This is a genomic window from Rhizobium mesosinicum, from assembly GCF_019511345.1.
Classification (GTDB): Bacteria; Pseudomonadota; Alphaproteobacteria; order Rhizobiales; family Rhizobiaceae; genus Rhizobium; species Rhizobium mesosinicum.
In genome coordinates, this window is sequence record NZ_JAEUAK010000001.1 from 837240 (window position 1) to 863613 (window position 26374).

Below are 26374 nucleotides of genomic sequence, written 5' to 3' on the forward strand. Positions count from 1 at the left end.
TTTATCTTGGCCTAGTGGCAATGAAGGAATAAAGCCGTCCGGGTCGGTTGTCGAACGCCTGCGCAATACGTGACAAAACGGCCCACACCGGGCCGAAACGCACGATTGAGGAAGCAGCGCCTCCGACGAATGGCAGCCTGGCTGCGATACGCGCGCCCAATTCTCTTTTTAGTTCATTCTTGGTGTACGGAGCAAAATTTATCTCGCTTTCGAGAGGTGCCAGGACTTTGTCCATGCCAAACCCGGCGGAAACGATAGCATTTTCGTAGTCCGCCAGAAGGAAGGCATTCTCTCCACCATACAGCTTATGAAGAGGATGCTGGTCCAGAAATACCGGCAGATCGTTTTTCGAGGAGATGACGTGTTCTCTTACGGCGATCAGACGACCACCGGGCTTCAGGACACGAAAGAACTCCCGGCACGCTGCCGCCAGATCCGATGTGTGGTGTAAGACGGCTCTTGCAAAGACGACGTCGAATGCCTGGTCGGGAAATGGTAATTTCTCAGAGAACTCTTCCACCGCTTGTATCGGCAGTTTCGTTTCCCGAGCGAGTTGCTTGATCGCTCCGGAACCTACGAGGGCGCTTGTGTCGGGCTCAAGGGCAGTAACAGTGAACCCGTCTTTGGCCAGCGCAAAGCTCGCAATACCTCTTCCTGCACCGATATCGACGGCACTGCCCGGCTGGTCGGGAAGAAATTTGCGAATAGCTTCCCATTCGTCGCTCCTCCAATAGCGTTCGGCTGCGTTCGATAGAGGATCGTCGTAATATGCATCGATAACAAGCTTTTGCTGGTCGGGCTGTTCCCGGAGCCATTGGACGGCTTGCTCCCATGTATCCAGATGCTGCGATGTCATCATCTATCCTGGGTTAAGACTGCTTCCGGCGTAATACGGCGAATGACACGAGCCGGGTTGCCTGCGATAACCGCGTAGGGTTCTAGGTCGCGCGTTACAACGCCCTGGGCACCAATAACTGCACCTTCGCCGATTGTCACGCCCTTCAAGGTACTGGCGCCAAAGCCCATCCACACTTTGTCTTGGATCACGACTGGTTTAATCGCGGCGCTGGGTCCTTCCGGTCTGAGCCCAGTCCCGAACGTCATTTATTCGCAGGTCCCACTCCAGCGAGTCGTAATCTGCGATCGTTTTGGCCAGGAGATGATAGCGTTATTTGCAATTTCGATGCGTGGATGGCAAACCATATGGCTTTATCATTCTGGATCTGCGAACACTACCCGGCAGTTTTCGTAAAACCACTGCCGTAACGCATCGGAGCGACGTTGCAAAAAATCCTGTGATGCTCTTAAGTGACTGAATCAGGATCTCTCCCATGTTGGTTGAACCTTGAGACCCATCCGGGGAGCTCAATATTTGGAGTTTTAGTTTACGCCTGCTTCAGGTGGGCCATGTTTTCGACACCACCTGGATTTTGAGTGCTCGGACGCCATTTGAAGGCGCAAGACATTGCCATGGTTAATGGGACAACCAAGATCAATCCGCCTGTGACCATTGCTGTCTGCAATGCGGTGGATAGCATGATGAAGACGCCATAATGGCCGAGAGCCAAACCGGAAATGGTCGCGGCCGTCTTGCCTCGCTTAATGATCAGCTCGATATCGAGCCATCGCGCGAAAAAACCTGCGAGAAGTGAGACGACAAGGACGCCGGCCCAGGAAAAATCTGCCCACGCATCGGCAATGAACATCGCGGTTGTGGTCGATCCCATTACTCCGCGATGGACAGCACCTATAAGCAGATAGGTCGGCGGAGAAGACTCTGATTGGAGAAAGCTAACCAGCCAGCTGAACTGGCTACCCCAACTATGTGGAAGCACGCCGGGAATTGCCGCGAAATATTCCAACAGGCTTTCATTGACTATCATAAAGACGCGATAGAAGAGGAAATCTAGAGTTTCGCCGACACCGCTGATTTCTCGGATGGCGACTGCCGTCATCGCCCCGAACAGTACAATGCAAATGACGATAAAACCGAGAGCCGCGCTAAGGCGTACCTGGAGTGATCGTCGAAGATGCTCTATAACCATAAGTTGCAATATGAAAATTGCCAGTGGTGCCTTGCTCAAAGTCGCTGCCTTTTCGAAAAGCACGACGGCAATAAATGCTAGGGCCACGGGTCGGAGCCAGATGGACCGCTCTCTCAATGCTACGAAACAGCAAAATGCCACAAATGGGAACAGGTTGGAGTTAAAGAGATTCAGTAGATAGAAGTGGCTGCCCCCGAATTCACGGCGCATCGCTATCTTCTCGAACTCACCTGCATCTGATTGAAAGTAGGTGATCACCTGCGGAATACTGTTTTCGATGACGATAAAAAACGCCAGAACCAGCACGCCAATCGCGGCAATAATCTGAAGCCTCTCAGAAAAGCCCTTTGAAACCCGTACAGTCTGGAGGCTCCAATTGCCAATTGCTTCGCGCATTTGCTGGTAATTGACCCCAAAAACTTTATCAGAGAGCGCTATTCCGACGCATATACAACAAAACGATAGTGCGAGAGCTACATCCAGAGTGGCAATGACGTCTTCATACGGAGCAGCCGAGAGTATCTTTTCGAAAAATTTGGTCTTTGGGCCCCATACTCGCGTGTAATAGAGATAAAGCGGTCCATGCAGAACGAGCATTAGCCCAAGTAGCAGCGAGGAAATGGTAAAACTTACCCCAATGCGCCGGAAGTAGAATACTGCCGAGAGAGCGACCGCGACCGAGAAGACGAGGCTAGTCCACATTTGTTGCCTTTGCAGTTCGGTGACGGCGGACTGGCATCAGTTTTCGGGTCCAGCGACGCAACTGCATGAGTACCTCGTGCAACATCATGCCATTGGGATAGTTGGTATGAGGGACTGGCGGCGCCAGCATGTAGGACTGGAGCTGTTGCTCAGTCAGTCCCAGCTTTTTAGCGACGAATTTGGTTTCCCTGCGCGCATCTCTTTCAAGTATGATTGGCTTTGAGATCTCTGCCAATGCGTCATCACGTGTCATCTGTCCAGCTACGATTAGGCTCGAAAGATGCAGTCTCCTCTTGTCGAAGTTGAACTTCGCCGGCAGGTAAATGTCCTGGTAAAATTTCGTGAAACGAGACTCGCTGTGCTTGCTGCCATAGTCACGCCAGCCGTACTCTCGGCGCAGTTCTTCCTGTGCTTTCTCCTTGTCGTAATCGAAATAGTTCAGCGGGCGATGAATCGTCAGCTGCTTTCGTACTCGTGTCATCCACATATATTCTGGAAAGCTCATGAAGGGGTAGGTGGTGAGTGTCATGGAGCCGAAGCGCTTTTGAATCGCGCGCGCATGTGTCCCGTCAATGGAGGGGTAGCCAAATCCGGGAGGCACGACGGACTCGGATGCGAAGTTGACGCCACTTAGAAAATGTCGAATACCAAACTTTGTAGCGGTTCGGTAGAGGGTCGAAAAAAACGCGTGATCCTGCGGGATATCCTGATTGAGTACGGATGCTTTTAGGAAGGAGACCTGAAGATCCCGCATTTCCTGCCATTCGACTACGTAGGTATGAAGGTCGAGGTCGAGCTTCCGCACCAGTCTTTCGATGTTATGGACGGCAGGCTCGGAATTCCAGCCACCATCGATGTGAACAGCGAGCAAGCGAAGGCCATGCTTCCGCCCGGCGAGATGCGCGAGGAAGGCGCTGTCGATACCGCCGCTGAGGCCCACCATTGCATCATAGGGCTTATTCTTGCCTTCCTGCTTCAGCATTGCAACAAGTCGTTGCATCCTGAGATCGCCCTCGGGACCGGGCCACCATTCATGCGGTTTTCTAGTGAGCGCATCGCGGCAACAATTGCACTGTCCGCTGGCGTCGAACTCGATCGCGGGATTGGAATCGTCCATAATACAGAAGGAACATATCCGTTGCGTTTCACGCATGGGCGTCGCGCTCCATTCCTTCAAGCATTTCCGGATCGGGATAGTTGACCAGAACCGCACGCAATCGGCCGACAAAGGTGAAGGTGCTACCTGATGCCGCCGCCGAGGCGCCTGCGCGCAAACCTTCAGTCAAGTGATCATAATTTCCTGCGCCGCCGAGCGCGACGACGGGCACACTTAATCTGCTCGTCACGGACTTAATAAGCTCGAGGTCGTAACCCGATCGTTTTCCGTCGAGCGTTAGGGATTGAAGGATGATTTCACCGACACCAAAATCTTGGAGCCGCAGGCAAAACTCCACCGGATCCTGGGGCACATGGGAATTCGGCTGGACACACGTTGCCGCAGAACCGCGTCCTTTCACGTCGACGCAGGCAACAAGCGCCTGGCTTCCCATATCTGCGGCAATCGCCTTCAGCAACTGCGGATCGCCGGCGCGGCTTCCGAGGACGAATTTTTCGACGCCGAAGCGGTTGAGCTCTTCGCATTCCTCCAGCCGGCTTATTCCGCCGCCGTAGGCCAGCGGCATGAAACATTCGGTTGCAAGTTCGCGCATGAAGCCGATATCAGGCCCGCGACCTTTCTTGGCGGCGTCAATATCGAGAATACATATCTCATCGACCTCCTTCTCGTTGAACAGTCGCACGACATTGAAGGGATCGCCAACATACGTCCGTTCGCCAAACTCAACGGTTTTCACGAGCCGATGTTTTTCATCAATCAGCAGAACAGGTATGAGCCTTTTTCTCATTACATCTTCCCGAAGGCCTCAAGCACTCGCATGCCGAAGCGGTGGCTCTTTTCCGGGTGAAACTGCACACCGCTTACATTTCCGGAGCTCACGGCACAGCACATCTTGCAACCGTAATCGATCGTCGCCGCGACGTCTTGAGGTCTGTCGCATCGCACATAATAGCTGTGATCGAAATAAAAGCGCTCGCCATGTATCGCCGGATCGAAAAGATCGCTCACACGAGCAGGCTTTACCTCAAGCCAGCCAATATGCGGCACCTTAAGGGGGGATTCAGGTGGCAGCGTGATCCGAAGTACATCCGCAGCGACCCAGCCCAAGCCGGGCTGAACACCTTCGTCGCTTCTGCGCGCCAGCAACTGCATGCCAAGGCAGATGCCAAGAACAGGGATTTGCCGCTTCAATGCCGCTTCGTTGAGTGGGTCAATGAGTCCCTTATTCCGCAGAGTCTGCATGGCTTTGTCGAACGCCCCGACGCCTGGAAGAATGAGCTTGGAGGCATTTCTGATCTTCTCCGGATCGTTGCTTGTTTCAGCATCGATCCCGAGATAGTCCGCCATATTGATGATCGCACCAATATTACCGACACCGTAGTCCACTACAGTGATCACTCAAAGCCCTCTCTTATGTTTTGTAAGGCCAGGCAATCGGTCAAAATACCGAACTGTGATTGCGCTTCTAACGGAGCTGTAAATCCTGGACAAGATAATACGTCCGGTTTTTGACGACATGGCTGTGAGTACAATCGCCATTCCAACAATGCCGAAAAACAGGACATAGGCGAAGCCGAGCAGAAACCAGTTATCAATCCAGTCGAACTCGGCCTGATAGAAAACCAGCGAGAGAACGGAACCAACGACGGTCGGACCGACCGTACTCGCAAACATCTGCTCGCCGCCGAATGTGGTGAAAAAGCGACGTCGGATCATGACCAGCGTAAGGACGGAGCGGATAATGGTCGCTACCAACAGGCCGGTGCCTGCTGCAATAGGGCCGAAATATCCTATAAAAACAATCGAAAAGATGACTGTCATTATAGAATATGCCAGCGATACGATGGTCACAATCGCGTTTTTTCCCATGCTTGCGGCATAGTAGAAAAATACATTGTAGCTACAACCGATCACCCCCCCCAGAATAAGAACCTGCAACAGATGGCCAGCAGCGTCAGCAGTTTCTCTACCGACCCAAAGCGTGAGGAGGGGTCTTGAAAGAATTGCAATTGGCGACAGCATGATCGCGCCGAATGCCGCGTTCACCCAGGAAGAGGCAAGGAAAAAATCAAATCGCTCAGTTTCACTGCTGACGGACATGCTACCGAAGCGCGGAAAAAGCACTTCGCAAGCTCGTATTGTCGCAATATAGCCGGCCTCCTGCACCCGATTGCAGATATTATACTGTCCAACGACTGCAGCAGGTGCCATCGACGCGAGCACATACCGGTCCATTTGATTACCGAAAATTCCGGCAAGTTGAGATATTCCCTGCCACTTTCCGAAATGCAGGAGCGCGTTTAGTTCGTCGCCTACTTTTGGACCTACGTGTTCGTCACGGAAGATATGACGGGTAATAAGCAGCCATCCTAGCGTAGAAAGCACAAGACTACCCGCGAAGCCAAGCAGATAACCGTTCAGAGTTGGGACAAACCAGGTACATCCCAAAGTGACTAAAATCGTCACAAACGAACTCCAGGCGGAGGCCTTTGCGACGTTTTTGAAATTCTGGCGGCCCACGGAAATGGCCTGCAGAACCAGAGAAATCTGCTGGGCGAAAATACCAGTTGCCGCGATCAGGAACGGCATTGTGAAGTTCTGAGAGCTGGAGGCGTCGCTGCTCGTCAGGCTTTTCATGAGCCATGGGCCGATAAGTACAAGACCAGCGCAACTGATCGCTGATGTGATCAGACAAGTCTTCAATGCAACGGCCGCCACATGAAATGCAGCACTATATTCGCCACGTCCTGTTCTCGTCGATGTCTCGCGGACTGTTGCCTGGCCGAGGACGGTGCCGATGAGCGTGAGGGGCGCAGTGACTGCAATGACAATGCCGGCATTGCCGAAATTGTGCAATCCTATCCACCGAACGACAAAAGGCACCGTGGCCAGATTCGCAATTAGCGTGAAGACGAAAGCCACCAGATTCCAGCTGGAGTTACCGAGGAGGCTTGAGCGCGCTTCTCCCCGGTCGCCGGATCGTGGCTTGCTCACGCAGCAAATCCCCTGACCGTGTCGGCCACGTAACCGAGTTGTTCTTCGGTCATCTCGGGGAATATCGGAATTGACAGGATCCGCGATTGGTTATGGAAGGCATTGGGAAAGTCTTCCGCGTGATGGCCCAGATGTTCGTAAGCGGGGAGAAAGGGGAGCGCGACCGGATAGTTTATGACCGTCTGTACGCCATGTTCGTTCAGGTGAGCGGCGAGGGCGTCACGACGTTCATGTTTGACGACGAAAAGGTGGTAGACGTGTGTTCTGCCGGGCGCATTTTCTGGCAGCTCTAAGCCGCCAACATTGCCGAGCGCCGCGGCATAGCGCGCTGCAACCTCTTGGCGCTTTGCAGTCCATTCTGCGAGGCGAGAAAGCTTGACCGACAGAATGGCAGCCTGCAGTCCGTCGAGTCGGCTATTGATGCCTTCGATCCGGTGCTCACCCTTTGTCAGGCCGCCGTGACGGGCAAACATCGCCATTTTGTCGGCGAGGGATTTGTCCTTGCAGGTGATGGCTCCGGCATCCCCCATGGCTCCAAGGTTTTTCCCCGGATAGAACGAATAGGAGGCCGCGTCGCCGAAGCTTCCAACCATTTGTCCGTCAACTTCCGCAAGGTGCGCTTGAGCGCAATCTTCGATAACCCAGAGGCCATGCTTGCGGGCGATTGCCATTATCTCACCCATGTTGGCTGGCTGCCCATACAGGTGGACAGGGATAATGCCGACGGTGCGCGGGGTAATCTTTTCTTCGAGCTTCGCGGTGTCGATCGTGAAGGTTTTTGCATCCGTGTCACAAAAGACGACCTTGCCGCCGGCTTGGGTAATAGTCTCACTGGTGGAAATCCAGGAATGAGCGGTCGTAATGATCTCGTCGCCGGGCTTTACACCAAGCGCGTGCATCGCAATGTAGAGCGAATCGGTGCCATTTGCGCAGGAAACGCAATAAGGCGCGCCGACTGCTGCCGCAAATTCGTCCTCGAACTTCTGAACGAATGGGCCTCGGATGAAGGCCGAGGATTTGATAACCGCGGCAATCGCTGCATCGATGTCGTCCTTTATCGACAGATATTGCAGATGAAGATCGGCGAACGGGACTTTCATGATATCGCTCTCGGTAAGTCGATTGATGTTGATTATTTCAATTCCTGGCAGATCCGGTGTCGTTCACATGGCGCACAAACCGCGCCGGATTGCCGGCATAAATGCCGGAAACCTCGATATCACGGGTCACCACCGCTCCGGCGCCGATAACCACATCGTCACAGATGTTTACCGGCAGGATTGTAGCATTCGATCCGATGGCTACACGATTTCCGATGCGTGTCTCTTTCCAGAGTGTCCGATTTCCTCTCGCCGGTCCGCCGTGGGAGAAAACATCGTTGATGAACATCACGCCATGACCGACGAAGCAATCATCGCCGATCTGCACAAGTTCGCAGATGAAACTGTGCGACTGCACTTTCGTGCGAGCTCCGATCTGAACACCCTTCTGAATCTCGACGAAGGGCCCCACGAAACAGTCGTCTGACAGCGTGCATTCATACACGTTGGCGGGTTCCACGATCGTCACGCGGTCGCCGCAAGCAACATCCCTGATCTGCGTCTTCCAGAGTGTGGGCGAATGATCCGTCACGAGAATCGGTTCCCCAATTTAGAATACTTGACCTCCAGAGGTAGGCTGACTTCCTTCTGCGATGCAATCGATTCATAGAGCGCCATAATGAGCTCCAGGCTCTGTCGGCCTTCGTGACCGTCGACAAGAGCCTTGCTGTTATTCATCAAACAATCAACCACGTGCTCGTAATAGGCTTGATGGCCGAAGCCATAGACGTTTGGTGGATTGACTGAATATTTTTCCATAACCTCGGCATCTGCGGGATCGTTGTCGCCGAATTGCCAGGTGCGGATGTTGTTGACCGCAAAACCTGCAATTTCGACCGACCCTCCAGCACCAAGGACTGAGATAGAGCCCTCGATATCTTTGGGGCGAGTGGCGGAGGTCGCCTCGATAATTCCCAGCGCACCGTTGCGGAATTTCAGCGTCGCGACAGCCGTATCCTCGGCTTCGATATTGACAAGGGCTGTTGTCGCGCGGGCGTGTACACTTTCCACTTCGCCCATAAACCAGGTCAGCATATCAATATGATGGCTTGCTTGGTTCGCGAGCACGCCCCCGTCGTAAGCCCATGTGCCGCGCCAGCTGTCCTGATCGTAGTATCTTTGGTCGCGGCACCAGCGGACACGGACTGTTCCAAGAACGAGCTTGCCGAAACGGCCGCCATCAAGCGCCTCGCGTGCCTTCACTACAGGGACGTTGAAGCGGTTCTGCTTGACAACGAACAGGCGTACGCCATTGCCATCGCAGGCCTTGATCATAGCTTCCGCATCCGTGAGCGTCAGTGCCATTGGCTTCTCAACGACGATATGTCGCTTATACTTGGCCAACGCGATCACGTGCTCAGCATGCAGACCGCTCGGCGTTAACACCGAGACAACGTCAATCTGCTCGTTCTGCATCATCTCGTCAAACGAGCGGTAATATGGCACGCCGAAACGTTCGCCGAATTCCTTCGCCTTTTCGATGACAACATCGCAAACCGCAGCCAGTCTTGCGCCTTTAATCTGCTCGAGGCCAAGCAACTCAGAATGTCTTTTTGCGATTCGCCCGCAACCAACAATAGCGAAATTTATCACGATCTGTTCCCTGGTGATCTTAGTCAGTTGTTATTCGGTGCTCACCCTGACGTCAAACCCATGACGCTTGAGGAGGGCGTGTCGCTGAGCTTCCACTAGATCGTACGAGACCATCTCAGTGCACATTTCTCTTGCAGAAATCTGCGGAACCCACCCTAGCAGGTCGCGGGCTTTACTGGGGTCCCCAAGGAGGGTCTCCACCTCTGCCGGGCGGAAATATCGGGGATCGATCCTGACAATAATGTCGCCTGGCTTCAGTGCGGGCGTACTATCGCCGGAGATGGATTCCACAATACCTTCTTCCCGCAATCCGCTGCCCTCAAAGCGTAGCTTAATGCCCAAATCCTCCGCGGCCCATTCAATGAATTGGCGCACGCTATATTGCTTGCCGGTAGCGATAACAAAGTCCCGTGGGTGCTCCTGCTGGAGCATCATCCACTGCATGCGGACATAATCCTTTGCATGTCCCCAATCGCGTAATGCGTCAAGGTTGCCCATGTAAAGGCATTTCTCAAGACCCTGCGCGATATTCGCCATCCCGCGCGTGATCTTCCTCGTCACGAATGTCTCACCACGACGAGGGCTCTCGTGGTTGAACAAGATGCCATTGCACGCGTACATCCCGTAGGATTCGCGATAGTTCACGGTGATCCAATAAGCGTAAAGCTTGGCAACTGCGTATGGGCTGCGGGGATAGAAAGGTGTCGTTTCTTTCTGTGGCGTCTCCTGAACGAGTCCATAAAGTTCACTGGTGCTGGCCTGATAGAAGCGGGTCTTCTTTTCGAGGCCTAGAATCCGGACCGCCTCCAACAGTCGGAGCGTTCCCAAGGCGTCGGTATCGCCGGTATATTCAGGGCTCTCGAAGCTCACAGCCACATGGCTTTGCGCGCCGAGATTGTAGATCTCGTCAGGTTGCGTGTCCTGAATGATGCGAATCAGGTTGCTCGTATCCGTCAGGTCACCGTAATGCAGCTTGAAATGCATGTTTTCGTTGTGCGGATCCTCGTAGATATGATCAATCCGCTGGGTGTTGAACGAGCTCATGCGCCGCTTGATCCCGTGGACTTCGTATCCTTTCGAAAGAAGGAGTTCTGCAAGATAGGAACCGTCCTGGCCGGTGACGCCTGTTATAAGTGCAACTTTGCTCATGATGCGACCTTCTCTCGGGACAGGAAATCTTCGTAAGCTAGCCTCAGGCCTTGTTCGAGGCTGATTTTCGGCGACCAGCCGAGATTTCTAGCGACTTCACTGTCCATCAGTTTTCGGGGTGTGCCGTCCGGCTTGGTTGAATCGAGATCGATCTCGCCAGTGAAACCGATAATCCCTTTGATGATCGTTGCAACTTCGAGGATCGACACGTCGCTTCCATAGCCGACATTGATATGAGTTTGTCCGGCGGGGACCAGTCTCTTGTAGTCATTATAGGGCAGACTCATGACGTGGACACTTGCCGCGGCCATATCGTCCACATAGAGAAACTCCCTCAAAGGAGTGCCGCTGCCCCAGAGCGTTACAGTTGAGGCTCCAGTCACCTTCGCCTCATGGAAGCGCCTTATCAAGGCGGGAATGACGTGGGAGTTCTGGGGATGATACGAATCTCCGATGCCGTATAGATTGCTCGGCATTACGGATCGATAGTCGACATTATGGCTGTCGCCGTATTGGCGATTGTAGCTCTCGCACAACTTGATTCCCGCGATCTTTGCAATGGCATAGGGTTCGTTGGTTGGTTCCAAAGGGCCCGTTAGAAGTGCGTTTTCTTTAATTGGCTGATCTGCGAGTTTTGGATAAATGCAACTCGACCCAAGCAGCAACAGCTTTTTAACGCCAGTTCTGAACGCTGCGTCGATGATATTCAGTTCAATCATCAAGTTGTCATAGATGAAGTCTGCCGGGTAGGTATTGTTCGCATAGATGCCGCCAACCCTAGCTGCCGCTAGATAGACCTCATCAGGCCGCTCTTTTTCGAAGAAGAGCCGAACATCAGCCTGTTCAACGAGATCGAGATCCTGATGCGCTGCCGTAATGATTCGATCTGCGGGATGACCGTCAGCCAGGAGACGCCGTACGATAGCCGACCCGACCATGCCTCTGTGTCCCGCTACAAATATCTTTGGAAAATTGACCATATCGCGCGTGATGTTTCTCAGTTAATTTACGAGTTGCCGTGCTCACAACTGAGAATTTCCCAGTCCTCTAACTCGGAGTACTCTTAAACGAGCTCATTGAGTGTTCTTTCAGAAAATGTCAATCAGTCCAATTATGCACGTTAAGGTGGAGGTTGCCCACGCGATCCAGAAGCTCGCGGAGCGCAGCGGCGTCCAGCATCTGCTCGGCTAGCAGCTTCTTCAGCTTGGCATTCTCATCCTCGAGCGCCTTCAGACGCTTCGCCTCGGAGACCTCCATACCGCCGTATTTGGCTTTCCAGTTATAAAATGTCGCTTCCGAAATCCCGTGCTTGCGGCAGAGCTCAGCCACCTTCGCGCCAGCCTCCTGCTCCTTCAGCACCGCAATAATCTGCTCTTCCGTAAATCTCTGCTTCTTCATGCGTCCGTCCTTAATCAGGCCGGACTCTAATCCAATCTCGAGGAAATTACCCGTGGCAGGTCAAGGGCCATACGCATACGAAAGGGCTTTCCGGGTCTGTGGTTGATCGTGCAGGAGGCGCTGAAGCGTGATGTGTGGGTACCTGTTCGTATTACGCGGCGGCGCTCCGATCAGGGTGATCTGGCTGATGGCGGAGCCTGTCTTTCTACAAAGTAGTTAAAACGGAGGACGTTTCATCTGGGGCTCGGCAGCCGATGGAAACGGGTGTGATCATCCTGCTCAGCTCGGCTATGGTTTAGAGACCAGCCGTCGATCAAAGGGTGACGGTTTCGCCCGTCACGACGTTAATTGCCGGAAGACCTTTTAATAAGCCAAGAGACTCCGCGTAAGTTTTGAACGCCAAGCTTCCATCCCGATTGCGAACTTCGCGCATGCGGCACGGCCACTCATGACGCCGTGTCAACTTTGCGTCCAGTTTTTCGGAAAATGCAGCATCGATGAAAAAGGCGTTTGTGCCCGCTCTGTTGGTGCCAATGAACTCGTAGCCTTTTGCCTCGAGTAGGTGCCGGAATGCGGAGAGTGAAGCTCCCCAGTACATCCCCGAATAATGCTTGCTGAGCCTTAGGAACGATGGATCGTATGGGACGCTGAGAGGCACCTCGCCAAAGGCCTGATTGTATTCAACGATAACGATCGCTGCCTTCTGAGGGATTTTTTCCAACACCCAATAATCAACGCCGTCGATGTCGACGCTGAGAATTCCGAGGTCTCCTTGGTATCCTGCCGACGAGATCAAGCCTGCGATATTGTCTCTGTCGATAAAGGCCGTTCTGGTCTGCAGGTCGTGCTTGTAGGCAATATCATCGGAGCGAACGGACGCCATGTTAGCTTCCGAGCCGTCGATGATTAGACCAGACCAGTAGCGTGACATGAGCAGGAAACGAGTGTTGCTTTCCCGGTAATCCTCGACGCCGAACTCAACGAATGTGGTTGCGTCGGGCTGGATGACGTCGATGAGCCACGAAATGATCCCGTCCTCTCCCCATTGGGAAAAAACAGAGAATTCGGCATCAGCCAATGTGTCCAGCGTGCCCCGATGAAGGATCTGATGCGCGCGGCTTTCCCCCTGCAGTACGAGCATCTTTTCGAGCCCGACCAGCCGGCGTGTCTGAAACATGAAATCTCGGAATTTACGGCGGAGGCGGGTCTTCATCCATTAGGCTCGCTGATCGGGGAGGGCACAAAGCCATCCGTAGGGACATCTGTCTTGACGACTGCTCGCGCACCAATAATTGCGCGATCTCCGATTGTCACGCCCTTCATTATGATGGCGCCCATGCCAATCCACACATCATTCCCAATGCGAATCGATTTTGTTTTTACGCCAGGATTTTCACGGGGATGGCCGGAAGTAAGGATTTGCTTCGTCTGCTCGAAGCGTAAATGAGGGTCGGTTGGATGGCTGTCGCTGTCATGGATCGCAACTGAATGGGATATCAGAACCCGATCACCAATAATGATTTCGCTGGCCGACCATATTGTTGAAAGCGGGCCGAGGTAAAACCAGCTCCCTACCTCAATTCTTCCTCCAAAGCCGAAAGTCAACAATTCCCCGCGAATCATGCCGTTCTCGCCGACCCGAATTGCTGTCCTATCGTTGCGAATATTGAAGACCCGGCCTTCGGAGCTCAGCTTCGTAGAGTTTGCGATGAGTGCATCATGTCTGGCGGCAGAAGTCACCAAGCTCGCAAGCAGCCACTCACTAAATTTCAGCAGATATTTGGGTAACATTTCCGCCCTTTGCCATCATGCCAGAACGATCATTATCGCCAGCGCTGATTTTTAGTGATACGCGACTTCCAACTGCAAGCAATCCAACGGTCATAAAATGCGTGTCTTTCAGAATTTCGGCCTATACCCCGCATACATGCGAAGACTCAATAAACTGGCGTCCTCGGCAAGCTCTTTTTCTGAAAGATTGCAAGTTTTCCTGTCGGATTCGTTCGGAGCTTGCCACCTGCTGAAGCCCGTAATGGACGGGGACAGAGATGCATTCTTCACAACTGGCGACGATCCGATCACGCAACGGCTTTGGGCGCAGGAACAAGGGATGCAAGCGTCCACGACCCAAGAACAGATTCTGTTAAGCCAGATAGAGCACCATAAAACTGAGATTTTTTACAATCTGGATCCAGTTCGGTACGGCAATGACTTTCTCAAGAAGTTGCCGGGATCTGTGAAGAAATCGATCGCATGGCGAGCTGCGCCATCTGGCGGTATTGACTTGGGTGCTTACGATCTTCTCGTTTGCAATTTCCCTACAATCCTAGAGAGCTACAGAAGCCGCGGGTGGCGGGCCGAATATTTTGTCCCAGGACACGATCCCGCGATGAACGAATACGCTGCGAACGATGGTCGACCTATCGATGTTCTTTTCGTCGGTGGTTATAGTCGCCATCATCGCAAGCGCGCAGAAATCCTGGAAGCGGTCTCCGAGCTTCGCAAGGATTTTCGGATTGTCTATCATCTGGACCGATCGCGGCTCACGCGGCTCGCTGAAAGCCCGATCGGCTGGCTCTTGCCGTTGGCGGAGCATCGACGTCCAAATGGCATTAGAGCGCTCAGCCAGCCACCGGTCTTCGGTCGGGACTTGTACCACGCGATATCCAAGTCAAAGATAGTGCTCAACGGAGCTGTTGATATGGCCGGGTCAGATCGTGGAAACATGCGTTGTTGGGAGGCGCTGGGCTGCGGAGCCCTTATGGTTTCCGACGACGGCAACTACCCCGAAGGCATGACCCCTGAAATTAGCATCGTCACATACGAGGATGCGAGATCAGCCACAGCATCAATACGTAGCATTCTCGGAGATGAGGCCAAGCTTCGCAGAATCGCTCGAGCCGGGAACGAAATGGTCAGGAGCCGATATAGTAAACAGACCCAGTGGGAAAAATTTACGCAGCTATCAGGGGCGTAGTCTTGAGGCATTTCGCTTGCGTTGGCTAAAGCATAGTCTGCTGCCGTCCTTCAACTCGGACTGACAGGAATTGGCTCGACCGCAGACATTGAGAGCTTCTTGCAGCAATCATCGAACTCGCCGGACCGGGATTGCCAAGGTGTGGCTATGCGAGGAAATAGATCGTGGCGATGAGAGACTGCAATTCTAAATTTTTGCCTCTGCTTTTGTTGTCTTTTTCGTTCTAATTCCCTCACCTAGAGCAGATCCTGCGATCGATGAATCGATTGTGAGGTGACGCGGCGCAGCGAAGCTGATTCAACATCCACAACGAAGAGGTGGATGATGGCACGAGCACTGAGCGACGATCTTCGATTACGCGTATTGAAAGCGTCTGCGGCGGGCATGTCTGCGCGGCAGGCCGCCGCCCGGTTCGGGGTTGGGATTTCGACGGCGATCCGGTGGATTGCAAGGGCCAGCAGTGGTGAGCCGACATCACGGCCGCAAGGTTGGCGAAGGTCCTCGAGCTTGGATGCGCATGAGGCGTTCGTTGTCGAGATGATCGACGATCGCAAGGACGTGACGCTGGATGAAATGGTCGAGCGTCTGTGCGTTGAGCGGCAGGTCGGCATCAGCCGGAGTGCGCTCGGTGCTTGGCTGCGAAGCCGCGGGTGGACGTTTAAAAAAAGTCCGCACATGCATTGGAGCAGGATCGACCAGATGTCTTGAAGCGGCGGCGAGCCTGGTTTGATGGCCAGCTCGATCTCGATCCAGAAAAGCTGATCTTTATAGACGAGACCGGTCTGTCGACCAAAATGGCGCGCCTGCGCGGACGCGCAATGCGAGGCGAGCGTTGTCGAGCAGGTGTGCCGCATGGCCATTGGAAGACTACGACTTTCACTGGAGCGTTGCGCCTCAGCGGAATGACCGCCCCCTTCGTCTACGATGGCGCGATGAACGGCAACGTCTTCCTTGCTTATGTCGAACAGGTGCTGCTGCCCACCCTGAAAATCGGCGACGTGGTTATTATGGATAACCTGCCTGCGCACAAAACAGCCGGTGTCCGCGATGCCATCGAGCGCGCCGGCGCCAAACTCATGTTCCTGCCGCCCTACAGTCCTGACTTCAATCCCATTGAGAACGCATTCTCCAAATTGAAAGCCATGTTGCGGGCTCGGGCGGAGCGAAAGATCGACGCTTTGTGGGATGCGGTGGGCGCCTTGATGCCTCGCTTCACGACGGCAGAATGCGCCAACTACTTCAAGGCCGCAGGATATGACCCAGATTAAACAGGATCTGCTCTAGCACCTGGTTTCTATTTCCCGATCTGGTCCGCAACAATGCGACTAGCCTCGATTCTGAGCCGCTTGCGATCGACGCCTTGGTGTAGATTTCGGCGGTCTGTATATTCGTCGTAACCCCACGATGGGGGCCGCCTTGCGCCGACGTGCTCGCCCGTATCGCTGATACACCAATCGTAAGCGGCAAGGAGACCCCATCTGGCGGTGCTGATGCTGTGCAGGGTATCTCGGACATACGGCTTCTCTGACTGTGAGGATCTATGTCTGGGCCTGCGGCTAGCCTTGGATTGATGCGGATGATTGAGGCTGTGCCCGATCGTCTTGACGGCGCGCCGCGACAGTTGCGGCGGTTTTGGTCTGACGAGTTCAAGGCGACTGCGGTGGAGCAAGCCTGTCAGCCGTGTGTGAACGTCTCGGCAGTCGCACGGCAAATCGGGATACTGCCGTCTCAGCTCTATCGCTGGCGCAGAGAACTGTTGGGCAGTGATGAGCCTGGGAAGCAGCGGAGAAAGAGTATCCGCAGGGCGTTGTATCCGGCCCCGACCCCATCGTGGACATCATCATTGGCGATGTTATCGTGCGGGCAGGCGGGCATGTCGACGAGGCTCATCTGCAGCGCGTTATCCGAGCGGTTCGTTCGGCATGATCCCCGCGGGTGTAAAGGTGTTCCTCGCCAGCCATCCCATCGACTTCCGCAAAGGACCGGACAGCTTGCTGTCGCTGGTGCGCGACGCCGGCAGTGACCCGTTTAACGGCTCGCTTTATGTCTTCCGAGCGAAGCGGGAAGACCGGGTCAAGATCGTCTGGTGGGATGGATCAGGGGTCTGCCTTTACTCCAAGCGACTGGAGAAGGCGCAGTTCTGCTGGCCGCGGATCGGGCACAACCGGGTGCAGCTCAGTCATGCCCAGCTCATGGCGCTCGTTGACGGCATGGACTGGAAGCGGGTTCGCTCTGTGGCAGTGAAGCCGCCGGAGATTGTTGGGTAAAGGCCTGCGGCAAAGTGAATCAACCGCCTGAAAGGGCAGGAAAACTGGAGCAGAATGTGCTCTGGTAGGCCTCATGACGCCGCCCGATTTCCAGCTCCCGGATGATGTAGAGACGCTGAAAGCCATGGTCCTTGCCATGGCCGACAAGGCGGCGCGGGCCGATGCTCTCGAGAGCGAGGTTGCAGATCTCAAGCAATGAAACGCCGATGCCGATGAGCGCATGAAACGACTGACGCAGATCCTGAAAGCCTTCGACCGTGCCCGCTTTGGCCGGCGATCGGAAAAAGCTCGGACCTTCAGGCATGGATGACGAGCAGCAGGCTTTTGTCTTCGAGGAGATCGAGACCGGCATCGCGGCGATCCGAGCCCAGGTCAACAAGGCGCAACCCATCCCGATAGCAAACGTCCGCCGCGGCCACGCAAAGGCTTCGCGCCCCACCTGGAGCGGGTCGAAGTGGTAATCGAACCGGCTGAACTACCCGAACATGCCGGCAAGCAGAAGGTGCTGATCGGAGAAGACCTCTCTGAGCGGCTGGACGTGATGCCGGCGAAGTTCCGGGTCATCGTCACCCGCTGGCCAAAGTATGCCTTCAAAAACGAAGACGGTGTCATCCAGACATCTGCGCCCGCGCACATCATCGAGGGCGGCATTCCAACGGAAGCGCCTCTGGCCCAGATCGCGGTATCCAAGTATGCCGACGGCCTTCCGCTCTATCGGCAGGAGGCGATCTATGCCCGCGACAAGGTCGAACTCGATCGCAAGCTCATGGCCCAATGGATGGGCAAGCTCGGCTTCGAACTCGACATCCTGGCCGATTATATCCTTGCCGAGATTAAAAAGGCGGAGCGGATCTTTGCTGACGAGACGACGTTGCCAACGCTCGCGCCGGGATCCGGATCAGCAAAGACGGCTTGGTTATGGGCCTATGCCAGGGATGACAGACCCTTTGGCGGCAGTGGTCCGCGGATGGTCGCCTATCGCTTCGAAGATAGTGCTGGCGATCGTGTCGCCCGGCATCTGAGTGGCTATCGCGGTATTCTTCAAGTTGACGGGTATGGTGCCTACAACAAGCTCGCTCGATCTGACGGCGGGAATGACGGTATGGTATTGGCCGGCTGCTGGTCCCACAGCAGGCGCAAGTTCTACGAGCTCCACGCCTCGGAAAGCTCAAAGATCGCCACCGAGACGGTGGAGCTGATGGCAAAGCTCTGGCAGGTCGAAGAAACAGCCCGAGGGCATAGCCCTGACGCCCGTGTCGACGCGCGTCAGCAGACATCCGCCGCTGTCGTTACCGAGCTCTTCGACCTTTGGCAGAAGACCCTGCCGCGGGTCTCAGGCAAATCGAAGCTCGCCGAGGCGATCCGCTATGCCACCTCGCGTCGCGTCATCTTCGAACGCTTCCTGACCGACGGCCGCATCGAGCTCGACTCCAACATCGTCGAGCGCGCGATCAGGCCCCAGACAATTACGAGAAAGAACAGCCTCTTCGCCGGTAGCGACGGCGGTGGCAGGACCTGGGCGACAATCGCCACGCTCCTGCAGACGGCCAGGATGAACAACGTCGATCCGCAAGCCTGGCTTACCCAGACGCTTGAGCGCCTTGCGAATGGATGGCCCAGCAGCGAAATACACTCGCTCATGCCGTGGAACTACACGCCCTGAACGGCCCCGCCTTGGCGCTTACCACCAATCACTCGGCTCGAGGGGTTGTTGCCGCGCAATTGGTGTCGGCGTCCGATGGTGGCGTTAGCGTCATAAGCGTCGATCGCATCGCCAGAATACGTATCCAACTCGATGATATTGAACCTTCGATCTGGCGCAGGGTCGACGTTCCGCTCACGATGAGCTTGAAACGCCTCCACGACGTCATTCAGGCGGTGATGCTGTTTGAAGACTATCATCTATTCGAGTTCGAAGCTGGCGGGCGCTGCTATGATGTGCCGGATCCGGAAGACCTCTATGAAAGAAAACTTTCGCGGCTCGAAACACATCCGCATCGCAGCGCTCATCGAGCGCGGGATCGCCACTTTCAAATACACCTACGACTTCGGAGATAACTGGCAGCTCACCATTACGGTCGAAGTAGTGGAGGATCGCAATCCCGCACTTGAATATCCGCGCTTCATCGATGGCGAATGCAGAGCACCGCCTGAGGATGTTGGCGGTACCTTGGGCTTCGAGGAATTCTTGAAAGTCATGTCGAAACCTCAAGACCCTAAGCGTAGAGAGTTCGTGCGTTGGTATGGTGGCCGCTTCGATCCCGTCGACATGAGCGTCGATATCGTTCACGACCGTGCCGCTAAGCTTGCTCGCCGCCGAACGCTTGGAAAGGCGAGCTTTGCGAAGAGCCAAAACAAACAGCACTGATCAAACTTGAGCAAGAAACGAGGGATCATGGGCTGCCGCAACTCCGCCCTATATACGCTGAAATACGTGGCATCGATGCTCGATGAGGACGAAGACTTCTTACGGGAATGTTCGATTGAGATGTTCTCCGAGGATGGCTGCTTATCTGCATATGACGACTATCCGGCTTCAGAGCTCACCGAACACATTGTCTTGTTTACTGAGATGGGTATCGAAAACATTCGGCACATTATTCGCAATCTTCGCGGAGTGCCTAACCCACCGGAGAAGCACCTCACAGAGCGAAACCGAAAAAAGCCGAGGTTGTTACGGTCCTGACCGGATGGTTACTCTGTTAGTCGTCTTTCGTGATTTCTAAGCCACAACCATCCCGAAAAGTTGTGCGCGTTAATATCTCCATAGCGTTGTAGCTCTGACTAAGCTACATCGTGGGGGAAGCTTCAAAGTGAATGGTTCGCTGCGGCAGGTGCGCCTATCAGCAACTTAAAGGGGGAATAACTTCTCGCATGGATGGCATCGGTCCGCAGCATCATGACTCCGGTCTTCGTGCGCTTTGCGGTATCGCTGCGTTCTATCGGATAGCCGCTGATCCAATCCGCCTTCAGCACGATCTGGCGCTGAAGGGACGTGCAGCCGAAGCCATCGACATCCAGCGAGCAGCAACGATTATCGGTCTCAAGGCGCGTGTCGTGGAGAGAGTCACGGAGCATCGCCTTCGATCAATGCCGGTTCCGGCAATTGTCAGAATGCGCAGCGGCTCCTTTCAAGTGCTCGGCGGTTTGAATCCCTCCGGAAGGTACAGGCTCGTCGATCCGATAACGCGTGTTGATCGCGAAATTGCTCCTTCAGATATATTGGCGGAAATCGGCTCGCGTGTGATCCTCGTCGGCCGGAGGATCGGAGGGGAAGGATCCGATCCCAGAGAGTTCGGTTTCAAGTGGTTCGTGCCATCCATCTGGCGATACCGCAAGCCCCTGGCGCATGTTCTGCTTGCATCGCTCTTTGTGCAGATATTTGCGCTCGTCACACCCCTGTTCTTTCAGGTCGTGGTCGACAAGGTCCTGACACATAAAGGGTATTCGACGCTTTTTGTTCTGGTCGCAGGCATCGCGATCATTGGCCTCTTTGATGTCATGCTTCAATATCTCAGAACCTATGCGTTGGCGCACACGACGAACCGGATAGACGTCGAACTTGGGCAACGGCTGTTCCATCACCTGCTGCGGCTGCCTCTCGGCTATTTCGAGACGCGCTCGGCAGGTCAGACCGTTGCAAGGGTACGCGAGCTTGAAACGATCCGCGCATTTCTGACTGGCCAGGGGCTTTTCTCAGCGCTTGATGTCATTTTCACCTTTGTGTTCATCGCGGTTCTCTTCGCTTATTCGTGGAGCCTGACGCTGATTGTCATTGCTGCGATCCCGATCTACATCCTGATCGGTATGACCGTCAGGCCGCCGCTTCGCGAATTCGTCAAGGAGAAATTCAACCGAGGTGCTGCGAGCCAGCAGTTTCTCGTCGAAGCGATCGTCGGCATCCACACGGTCAAATCCGCTGCAGTGGAGCCGGTAATGCAGGCGCAGTGGGAGGAGAAGCTTGCTGCCTATGTGCGGACAGCTTTCGATACGACGCTGCTTAGCGCTGGCGGACAAAACGCCATCCAATATGTCAGCAAGCTCTCGACAGCAGCTCTTCTGCTCTTCGGCGCGAAGGCTGTCATCGATGGCGATCTATCGGTTGGCTCGCTTGTCGCCTTCAACATGATTGCCGGTCAAGTCGCCCAGCCGGTCTTGAGACTTTCCCAGCTCTGGCAGGACTTTCAGCAGGTGCAGATCTCCGTCGATCGGCTCGGCGACATTCTGAATACCCCGATGGAGCGTCCGCCCGGGATTCGCTTGTCCTTGCCAACCCCAAGGGGGCATATCGAATTTCGTAATGTCACCTTCCGCTATCGGCCTGGCTCTCCGGAAGTTCTGAAAAACGTCTCGCTCGAGCTCCGACCCGGAGAGGTGATTGGCATAGTCGGGGCCTCCGGTTCTGGAAAATCAACACTGACAAAGCTCGTCCAACGCCTCTATCTTCCGGAAGAGGGGCAGGTCCTTCTCGACGGAGCGGACCTTTCGCAACTCGATCCCGCCTGGCTTCGAAGCCATATCGGAGTGGTTCTCCAGGAGAACCTTCTGTTCAATCGTACGATTCATGACAACATCGCTTTCTCAAACCCGGCAATGCAACGGGCTCAAGTCATTGCCGTCGCCAAGCTCGCCGGCGCCGATGAATTCATCACAAGGCTACCGCAGGGCTATGACACGATGATCGAGGAGCGCGGCGCAAACCTCTCCGGTGGCCAGCGCCAGAGGATCGCTATTGCCCGGGCTCTCGCGACCAATCCGCCGATATTGATCTTAGACGAGGCAACCAGTGCGCTTGACTACGAAAGCGAGAGGATCATTCAGGCGAATATGGGGCAGATCGCCAGCGGTCGAACGGTGATCATCATCGCGCACCGGCTTGCCGCAATCCGGCCATGCAGCAGAATTGTCGGCATAAAGGACGGCCGGATCGCCGAGGTCGGCAGCCATGACGAATTGCTGGGGCGTCCAGATGGGCTCTATTCGCGTCTTTGGGCCTTGCAGAACGACAGGGGAGCGGCATGAGCGCAGCGGCGAACGCCTCTCGCTATTTGGGTCTTCCGCGACGGCCGGCAACGCGCGGAGATCACGAATTTCTGGCGCCCGCCCTCGAAATACTGGAAACACCACCATCGCCCATACGCATGGCGCTGATCTTGATCATTTGTTTGTTCACCACGGTTGCGCTGGTCTGGTCGTATTTCGGCCGCATCGACATTATTGCTGCAGCGCAAGGCAAGATCCAGCCGACCGGCCGCGTCAAGGTCGTGCAGCCGTTGCTGACGGGCAAGGTGAAAACACTTCCGCCACAAAACGGCGACCACGTGCGCCGCGCCGATATTCTGCTCGAACTTGATCCGACGGATGCTCTCGCAGACGAGAGAGACGCCGCAAAAGGCCTTGCCTCTGTTAAGGCGGAGGTTCAGCGACGCAGGGCTGCCATCCAGTTCGTGCGATCGCAACCGGCGGCGGGATCGGTTGCGGAAATCAGCTGGGAAAAGGATACCGGCCTTGAGCTGCAGCAGCGCGAGAACGGCATTCTGCGCGGCGATATCGAGAAATATCACGCGACCATCGCCTCACTCGGCGCGCAGCAGCATCAGAAGGAAGTGGAGCGTGAACGGCTCAAAGTGACAGTGGCCGCGCAGGAATCTCTCGTTGAGACCCTCAAGGAACGTGTGGCTATGCGCAACATGCTTGCTTTGAAGGATGCCGGCACAATGGCAAGCGTCATCGATGCAACAGAAACAATGAAGGAACAGGTGACGCAGCTGGCGATACAGCAGGGGCAGCTTGCCGACGCCGAGGCCGCTATTGATGTCTTCGCAAAAGAGAAACGGAAAGCAGAAGGCGCGTTTCTGAGTGATCAGCTTGACAGGCTTGGCGATGCCGAGCGCCGCGTGGACGAATTGGAGCAGCGTCTGGCGAAGGCACAGAATTCTCTCGATCAGATGACGTTGCGCAGTCCGATTGATGGAACGGTGCAATCCTCGTCTGTCACCGGGCTCGGGCAGGTAGTCACCGTTGGCCAGGACCTAATGCGAATCGTACCGCAAGACAGCACGCTCGAGCTTGAAGTCTATATGCCGAACAAGGACATTGGCTTCATCAGGGTGGGCCAGGAGGCGGTCGTAAAACTCGAGGCCTTTCCCTTCACCCGCTACGGGACCGTTTCAGCGGTCGTCGTGAAGGTCGCAGCGGATGCCATTCCGGAGCCAGACGCAAGCCGTCGTGAGGGTGACCCTATCGCAAGGCAGTCAGGAGCAGCCTTTGGTAGCGCGGAGCGAATGCAGAATTTGGTCTTTCCGGTCACGCTGCGCCTCGCAGGCGATCACATCCAAGCTGACGGTGCGGACGTCAAATTATCTCCAGGCATGGCGGCTGTCGCCGAGGTGCGCACGGGCCAGCGCAGAATATTGGAGTATGTGTTTTCCCCGTTAGTTGAGATAGCTGACGAGGCGCTCCATGAGCGATAAAGGTATTAGCTACGAATGTCTTGCGGCTGCAGTAAATCTGCTCGTGTTTTGAATAATTATAGAACTTATCTTGGATTTGAGGGGCTGAAAGGCGTGTTTTCTGCAAATTATGTTCTTGAAGTGATTTGCCTTTTGACTCAGCGCAAGAAGCAAATTGCCAGGGCTGCCGGCGTCACTGTGTGTCCGGACTTAACTTCAATTTTCAGCCGAGTGTCACGCGTGTGGGGAGATGAGCCGACCCAGGACGCGGTAAGGCGGTATAAGCAAGCGGTGATTTCATGACGGGCATTGTTACTCCTACGAAGAACGTCAACTTGACGGGGGATCAGAAAATTGACGGGCTTCTCAGCGGCTACGCCTGGGACGGTACGATCACCTATGCGTTTCCCACAAGCTCGATTTCGTACTCCTATAGTGGCGAGAAGGATTACGGCTTCTCCGCGATTTCCTCGCAACAGCGCTCTGTTGCCTTGTTCTTTATGGAGCAGTCCTACGGAAACGCGGCAAATGACGGCTTCTCGGTAGAGGGATTTACCAATGCCGATTTTGTGGCCGGCAGCGCGGACTCCGCGTCGGTGCGGTTTGCACAATCTTGGCTTCCCTCGACTGCATGGGCGTATACCCCAAGTCCGGATAGTGCCGCTGGCGATATATGGTTCGGGACGACATATGCCGGTACAGCCGATGATTATCGCTATCCGGAGTTCGGCAACTACGCAGGCCACGCGCTGGCACATGAACTGGGTCACGCTCTCGGTCTGAAACACGGTCATGAGCCGTACCAAGGCAATTCGCTGGTGGTGCCCGGTGCCTACGATTCCGTCGAATATACGATCATGACCTACCGCACATATGTCGGAGACAGTGCAAGTGGGTACAAATACGAGCATAATGGCGCGCCACAGACCTTCATGATGCTCGATATCGCCGCCCTGCAGGAAATGTACGGGGCGGATTACACGACCAACAGCGACAATACCGTCTACAAGTGGAAGCCGAACGAAGGCGTGACCTATGTGAATGGAGTCGCGGCCATTACTCCGGGCGCGAACAGGATCTTCGCAACAATCTGGGACGGCGGCGGCATCGACACCTATGATCTAAGTGCCTACACCACCAGCCTTCAAATCGACTTGCGACCAGGGGGATACTCGGTCTTTTCGCAACTCCAGTTGGCTTACTTGGGAGGTGGCGCGAATGGTGGCGATGCTCGCGGCAACATCTTCAATGCGCTTCTCTATCATGACAACCTGGCATCGCTGATCGAGAATGTTCAGGCAGGCTCCGGTAACGATACGATTGTCGGTAACGAGGTGAACAACGCCCTTTGGGGCAATGCGGGAAATGATACGCTTACGGGCGGCGCCGGCGACGACACATTGAACGGCGGTGCTGGACTGGACCGGATGTCGGGTGGGGTGGGTGACGATACCTATATCGTCGACGTTGCAAACGACGTCGTAACCGAGAACACGGACGAGGGAACGGACACGGTCAGGACGGCGCTTTCGAGTTACACCCTCAGCGTTAACGTCGAGAACCTGACTTATACCGGCACCACGTCGTTCATGGGTACCGGCAACGCCGCGGTCAATGTGATCACTGGCGGTGCAGGCTCCGACACGCTGGACGGCAAGGCGGGAGCCGATACGCTGATCGGCGGTGCGGGCAACGACACCTATGTTGTCGATGATCTGGCCGACGTCATGACTGAGGCTGCCAACGAAGGCACGGATCTCGTCAAGACGGCGCTTTCTGCCTATGCGCTGACCAACATTGCCAATGTGGAGGACCTGACCTTCACCGGTAGCGGCAATTTTGCCGGGACGGGCAATATACTGGCCAACACGATCACCGGGGGCGCCGGCAACGACGTTCTGGACGGTGGTGCGGGTCACGACAGGCTGATCGGCGGGGCCGGCAATGACACGCTGATTGGCGGCGCCGGCGACGACACGCTGGATGGCGGCATGGGCGCTGATGCGCTTTCCGGCGGTACCGGCAACGACATCTATTGGGTTGACAATGGCGGGGATACGGTCACCGAGGCTGCCGACGAGGGCAGCGATACGGTGTACGTGCAGTCGGTCTACTTCGCGAGCTATACGCTCGGCAGCAATGTCGAGAACCTGACCGTCTCCGGCATGACGACTTTCACCGGCATCGGCAATGCGCTGAACAATATCCTGACGGGCGGGGCAGGGATCGACACGCTGAAGGGTGCGGCAGGCGATGACACCTATGTCATCGGCACCGGTGATATCGTCATCGAGAATGCCGGCGAGGGTATCGATACCGTAAAGACGGGGCTAGCGGCTTACACGCTGGGTGCCAATGTGGAGAACCTGACCTACACCGGGTCAGCCGCCTTCACCGGTACCGGCAATGAGCTGGACAATATCATCAAGGGCGGAGCGGCCGCCGATAAGCTGACCGGGGGTGCCGGCAACGACACGCTGGATGGCGGGGCAGGCGCCGACACGCTGATTGGTGGTGCCGGCGATGACACCTATATCGTGGATGCCGCGAGCGACGTGGTCACGGAAGCAGCAGGTGCGG

Annotated in this window: 19 protein-coding genes and 4 pseudogenes; 9 read left to right on the plus strand and 14 right to left on the minus strand. The window is 55.2% G+C overall.

The features are described from left to right. Position 1 precedes the first annotated feature (1 nt). The 14 genes and pseudogenes from JNB85_RS03845 to JNB85_RS31195 all read right to left on the minus strand — a co-directional run. Entirely contained in the window at positions 2 to 856 is an 855-nt protein-coding gene (locus JNB85_RS03845; protein ID WP_220333050.1) for a class I SAM-dependent methyltransferase, read from the minus strand. Between the two features lie 529 nt (positions 857 to 1385). Continuing rightward, positions 1386 to 2747 carry an O-antigen polymerase gene (locus JNB85_RS03855; protein ID WP_220333051.1) on the minus strand — a complete coding sequence of 454 codons (1362 nt, stop codon included), beginning with the start codon at positions 2745 to 2747 and terminating at the stop codon, positions 1386 to 1388. Then, positions 2737 to 3900 carry an N-acetyl sugar amidotransferase gene (locus tag JNB85_RS03860; protein WP_220333052.1) on the minus strand — a complete coding sequence of 388 codons (1164 nt, stop codon included), beginning with the start codon at positions 3898 to 3900 and terminating at the stop codon, positions 2737 to 2739. Before JNB85_RS03860 ends, JNB85_RS03855 begins: the two co-directional genes overlap by 11 nt. Further along, positions 3893 to 4651, minus strand: a complete 759-nt coding sequence (locus JNB85_RS03865) for a HisA/HisF-related TIM barrel protein (protein ID WP_220333053.1) — start codon at positions 4649 to 4651, stop codon at positions 3893 to 3895. Before JNB85_RS03865 ends, JNB85_RS03860 begins: the two co-directional genes overlap by 8 nt. Beyond that, the gene (gene hisH, locus JNB85_RS03870; protein ID WP_220333054.1) at positions 4651 to 5262 is read right to left on the minus strand and encodes an imidazole glycerol phosphate synthase subunit HisH; all 612 of its coding nucleotides are present in this window, start codon (positions 5260 to 5262) and stop codon (positions 4651 to 4653) included. The genes JNB85_RS03865 and hisH overlap by 1 nt, the downstream gene beginning before the upstream one ends. After that, the gene (locus tag JNB85_RS03875; RefSeq protein ID WP_220333055.1) at positions 5263 to 6858 is read right to left on the minus strand and encodes a lipopolysaccharide biosynthesis protein; all 1596 of its coding nucleotides are present in this window, start codon (positions 6856 to 6858) and stop codon (positions 5263 to 5265) included. Next, positions 6855 to 7958 (minus strand): DegT/DnrJ/EryC1/StrS family aminotransferase, encoded by a 1104-nt coding sequence (locus tag JNB85_RS03880; RefSeq protein ID WP_220333056.1) that lies wholly within the window; start codon positions 7956 to 7958, stop codon positions 6855 to 6857. Before JNB85_RS03880 ends, JNB85_RS03875 begins: the two co-directional genes overlap by 4 nt. Before the next feature lie 37 nt (positions 7959 to 7995). Beyond that, positions 7996 to 8490 (minus strand): acyltransferase, encoded by a 495-nt coding sequence (locus JNB85_RS03885; protein ID WP_220333057.1) that lies wholly within the window; start codon positions 8488 to 8490, stop codon positions 7996 to 7998. Further along, positions 8487 to 9551 carry a Gfo/Idh/MocA family protein gene (locus JNB85_RS03890; RefSeq protein ID WP_220333058.1) on the minus strand — a complete coding sequence of 355 codons (1065 nt, stop codon included), beginning with the start codon at positions 9549 to 9551 and terminating at the stop codon, positions 8487 to 8489. Before JNB85_RS03890 ends, JNB85_RS03885 begins: the two co-directional genes overlap by 4 nt. A 30-nt stretch (positions 9552 to 9581) precedes the next feature. After that, entirely contained in the window at positions 9582 to 10700 is a 1119-nt protein-coding gene (gene gmd / locus JNB85_RS03895; protein WP_220333059.1) for a GDP-mannose 4,6-dehydratase, read from the minus strand. Further along, positions 10697 to 11680: a GDP-L-fucose synthase family protein gene (locus JNB85_RS03900; RefSeq protein ID WP_220333060.1), complete on the minus strand. Its 984-nt coding sequence runs from the start codon at positions 11678 to 11680 to the stop codon at positions 10697 to 10699. The genes gmd and JNB85_RS03900 overlap by 4 nt, the downstream gene beginning before the upstream one ends. Before the next feature lie 160 nt (positions 11681 to 11840). Then, positions 11841 to 12098: pseudogene (locus JNB85_RS03905) on the minus strand (transposase); the annotation flags it as partial. A 313-nt stretch (positions 12099 to 12411) separates the two neighbouring features. Beyond that, positions 12412 to 13311, minus strand: a complete 900-nt coding sequence (locus JNB85_RS03910; protein WP_220333061.1) for a hypothetical protein — start codon at positions 13309 to 13311, stop codon at positions 12412 to 12414. A gap of 44 nt (positions 13312 to 13355) precedes the next feature. Further along, positions 13356 to 13460 (minus strand): annotated as a pseudogene (locus JNB85_RS31195) (DapH/DapD/GlmU-related protein); the annotation flags it as partial. Positions 13461 to 13986: 526 nt separating this feature from the next. Here JNB85_RS31195 and JNB85_RS03920 point away from each other — a divergent pair. The 9 genes and pseudogenes from JNB85_RS03920 to JNB85_RS03960 all read left to right on the plus strand — a co-directional run. After that, entirely contained in the window at positions 13987 to 15075 is a 1089-nt protein-coding gene (locus JNB85_RS03920; RefSeq protein WP_220333062.1) for a glycosyltransferase family protein, read from the plus strand. Between the two features lie 324 nt (positions 15076 to 15399). Next, positions 15400 to 16343 (plus strand): IS630 family transposase gene (locus tag JNB85_RS03925; RefSeq protein WP_220333063.1). Its coding sequence is split into 2 segments (ribosomal slippage): positions 15400 to 15736 and positions 15736 to 16343, totalling 945 coding nucleotides; the frame shifts between segments, so codons are not numbered across the junction. 308 nt (positions 16344 to 16651) lie between these two features. Beyond that, positions 16652 to 17098: a transposase gene (locus tag JNB85_RS31200; RefSeq protein WP_220333064.1), complete on the plus strand. Its 447-nt coding sequence runs from the start codon at positions 16652 to 16654 to the stop codon at positions 17096 to 17098. Further along, positions 16998 to 17342 (plus strand): IS66 family insertion sequence element accessory protein TnpB, encoded by a 345-nt coding sequence (gene tnpB, locus JNB85_RS03935; protein ID WP_223216408.1) that lies wholly within the window; start codon positions 16998 to 17000, stop codon positions 17340 to 17342. The genes JNB85_RS31200 and tnpB overlap by 101 nt, the downstream gene beginning before the upstream one ends. A gap of 73 nt (positions 17343 to 17415) precedes the next feature. Beyond that, a pseudogene (tnpC, locus tag JNB85_RS03940) lies at positions 17416 to 19005 on the plus strand (IS66 family transposase). Then, positions 18954 to 19710 (plus strand): annotated as a pseudogene (locus tag JNB85_RS31060) (plasmid pRiA4b ORF-3 family protein). The pseudogenes tnpC and JNB85_RS31060 overlap by 52 nt, the downstream one beginning before the upstream one ends. Positions 19711 to 20216: 506 nt before the next feature. Next, a complete protein-coding gene (locus JNB85_RS03950; protein WP_220333066.1) occupies positions 20217 to 22364 on the plus strand; it encodes a type I secretion system permease/ATPase in 2148 nt (715 codons plus the stop codon). Beyond that, positions 22361 to 23815 (plus strand): HlyD family type I secretion periplasmic adaptor subunit, encoded by a 1455-nt coding sequence (locus JNB85_RS03955; protein ID WP_220333110.1) that lies wholly within the window; start codon positions 22361 to 22363, stop codon positions 23813 to 23815. The genes JNB85_RS03950 and JNB85_RS03955 overlap by 4 nt, the downstream gene beginning before the upstream one ends. A 278-nt stretch (positions 23816 to 24093) precedes the next feature. Further along, a partial coding sequence (locus JNB85_RS03960; protein ID WP_220333067.1) for a M10 family metallopeptidase occupies positions 24094 to 26374 on the plus strand: 2281 nt, incomplete at its 3' end.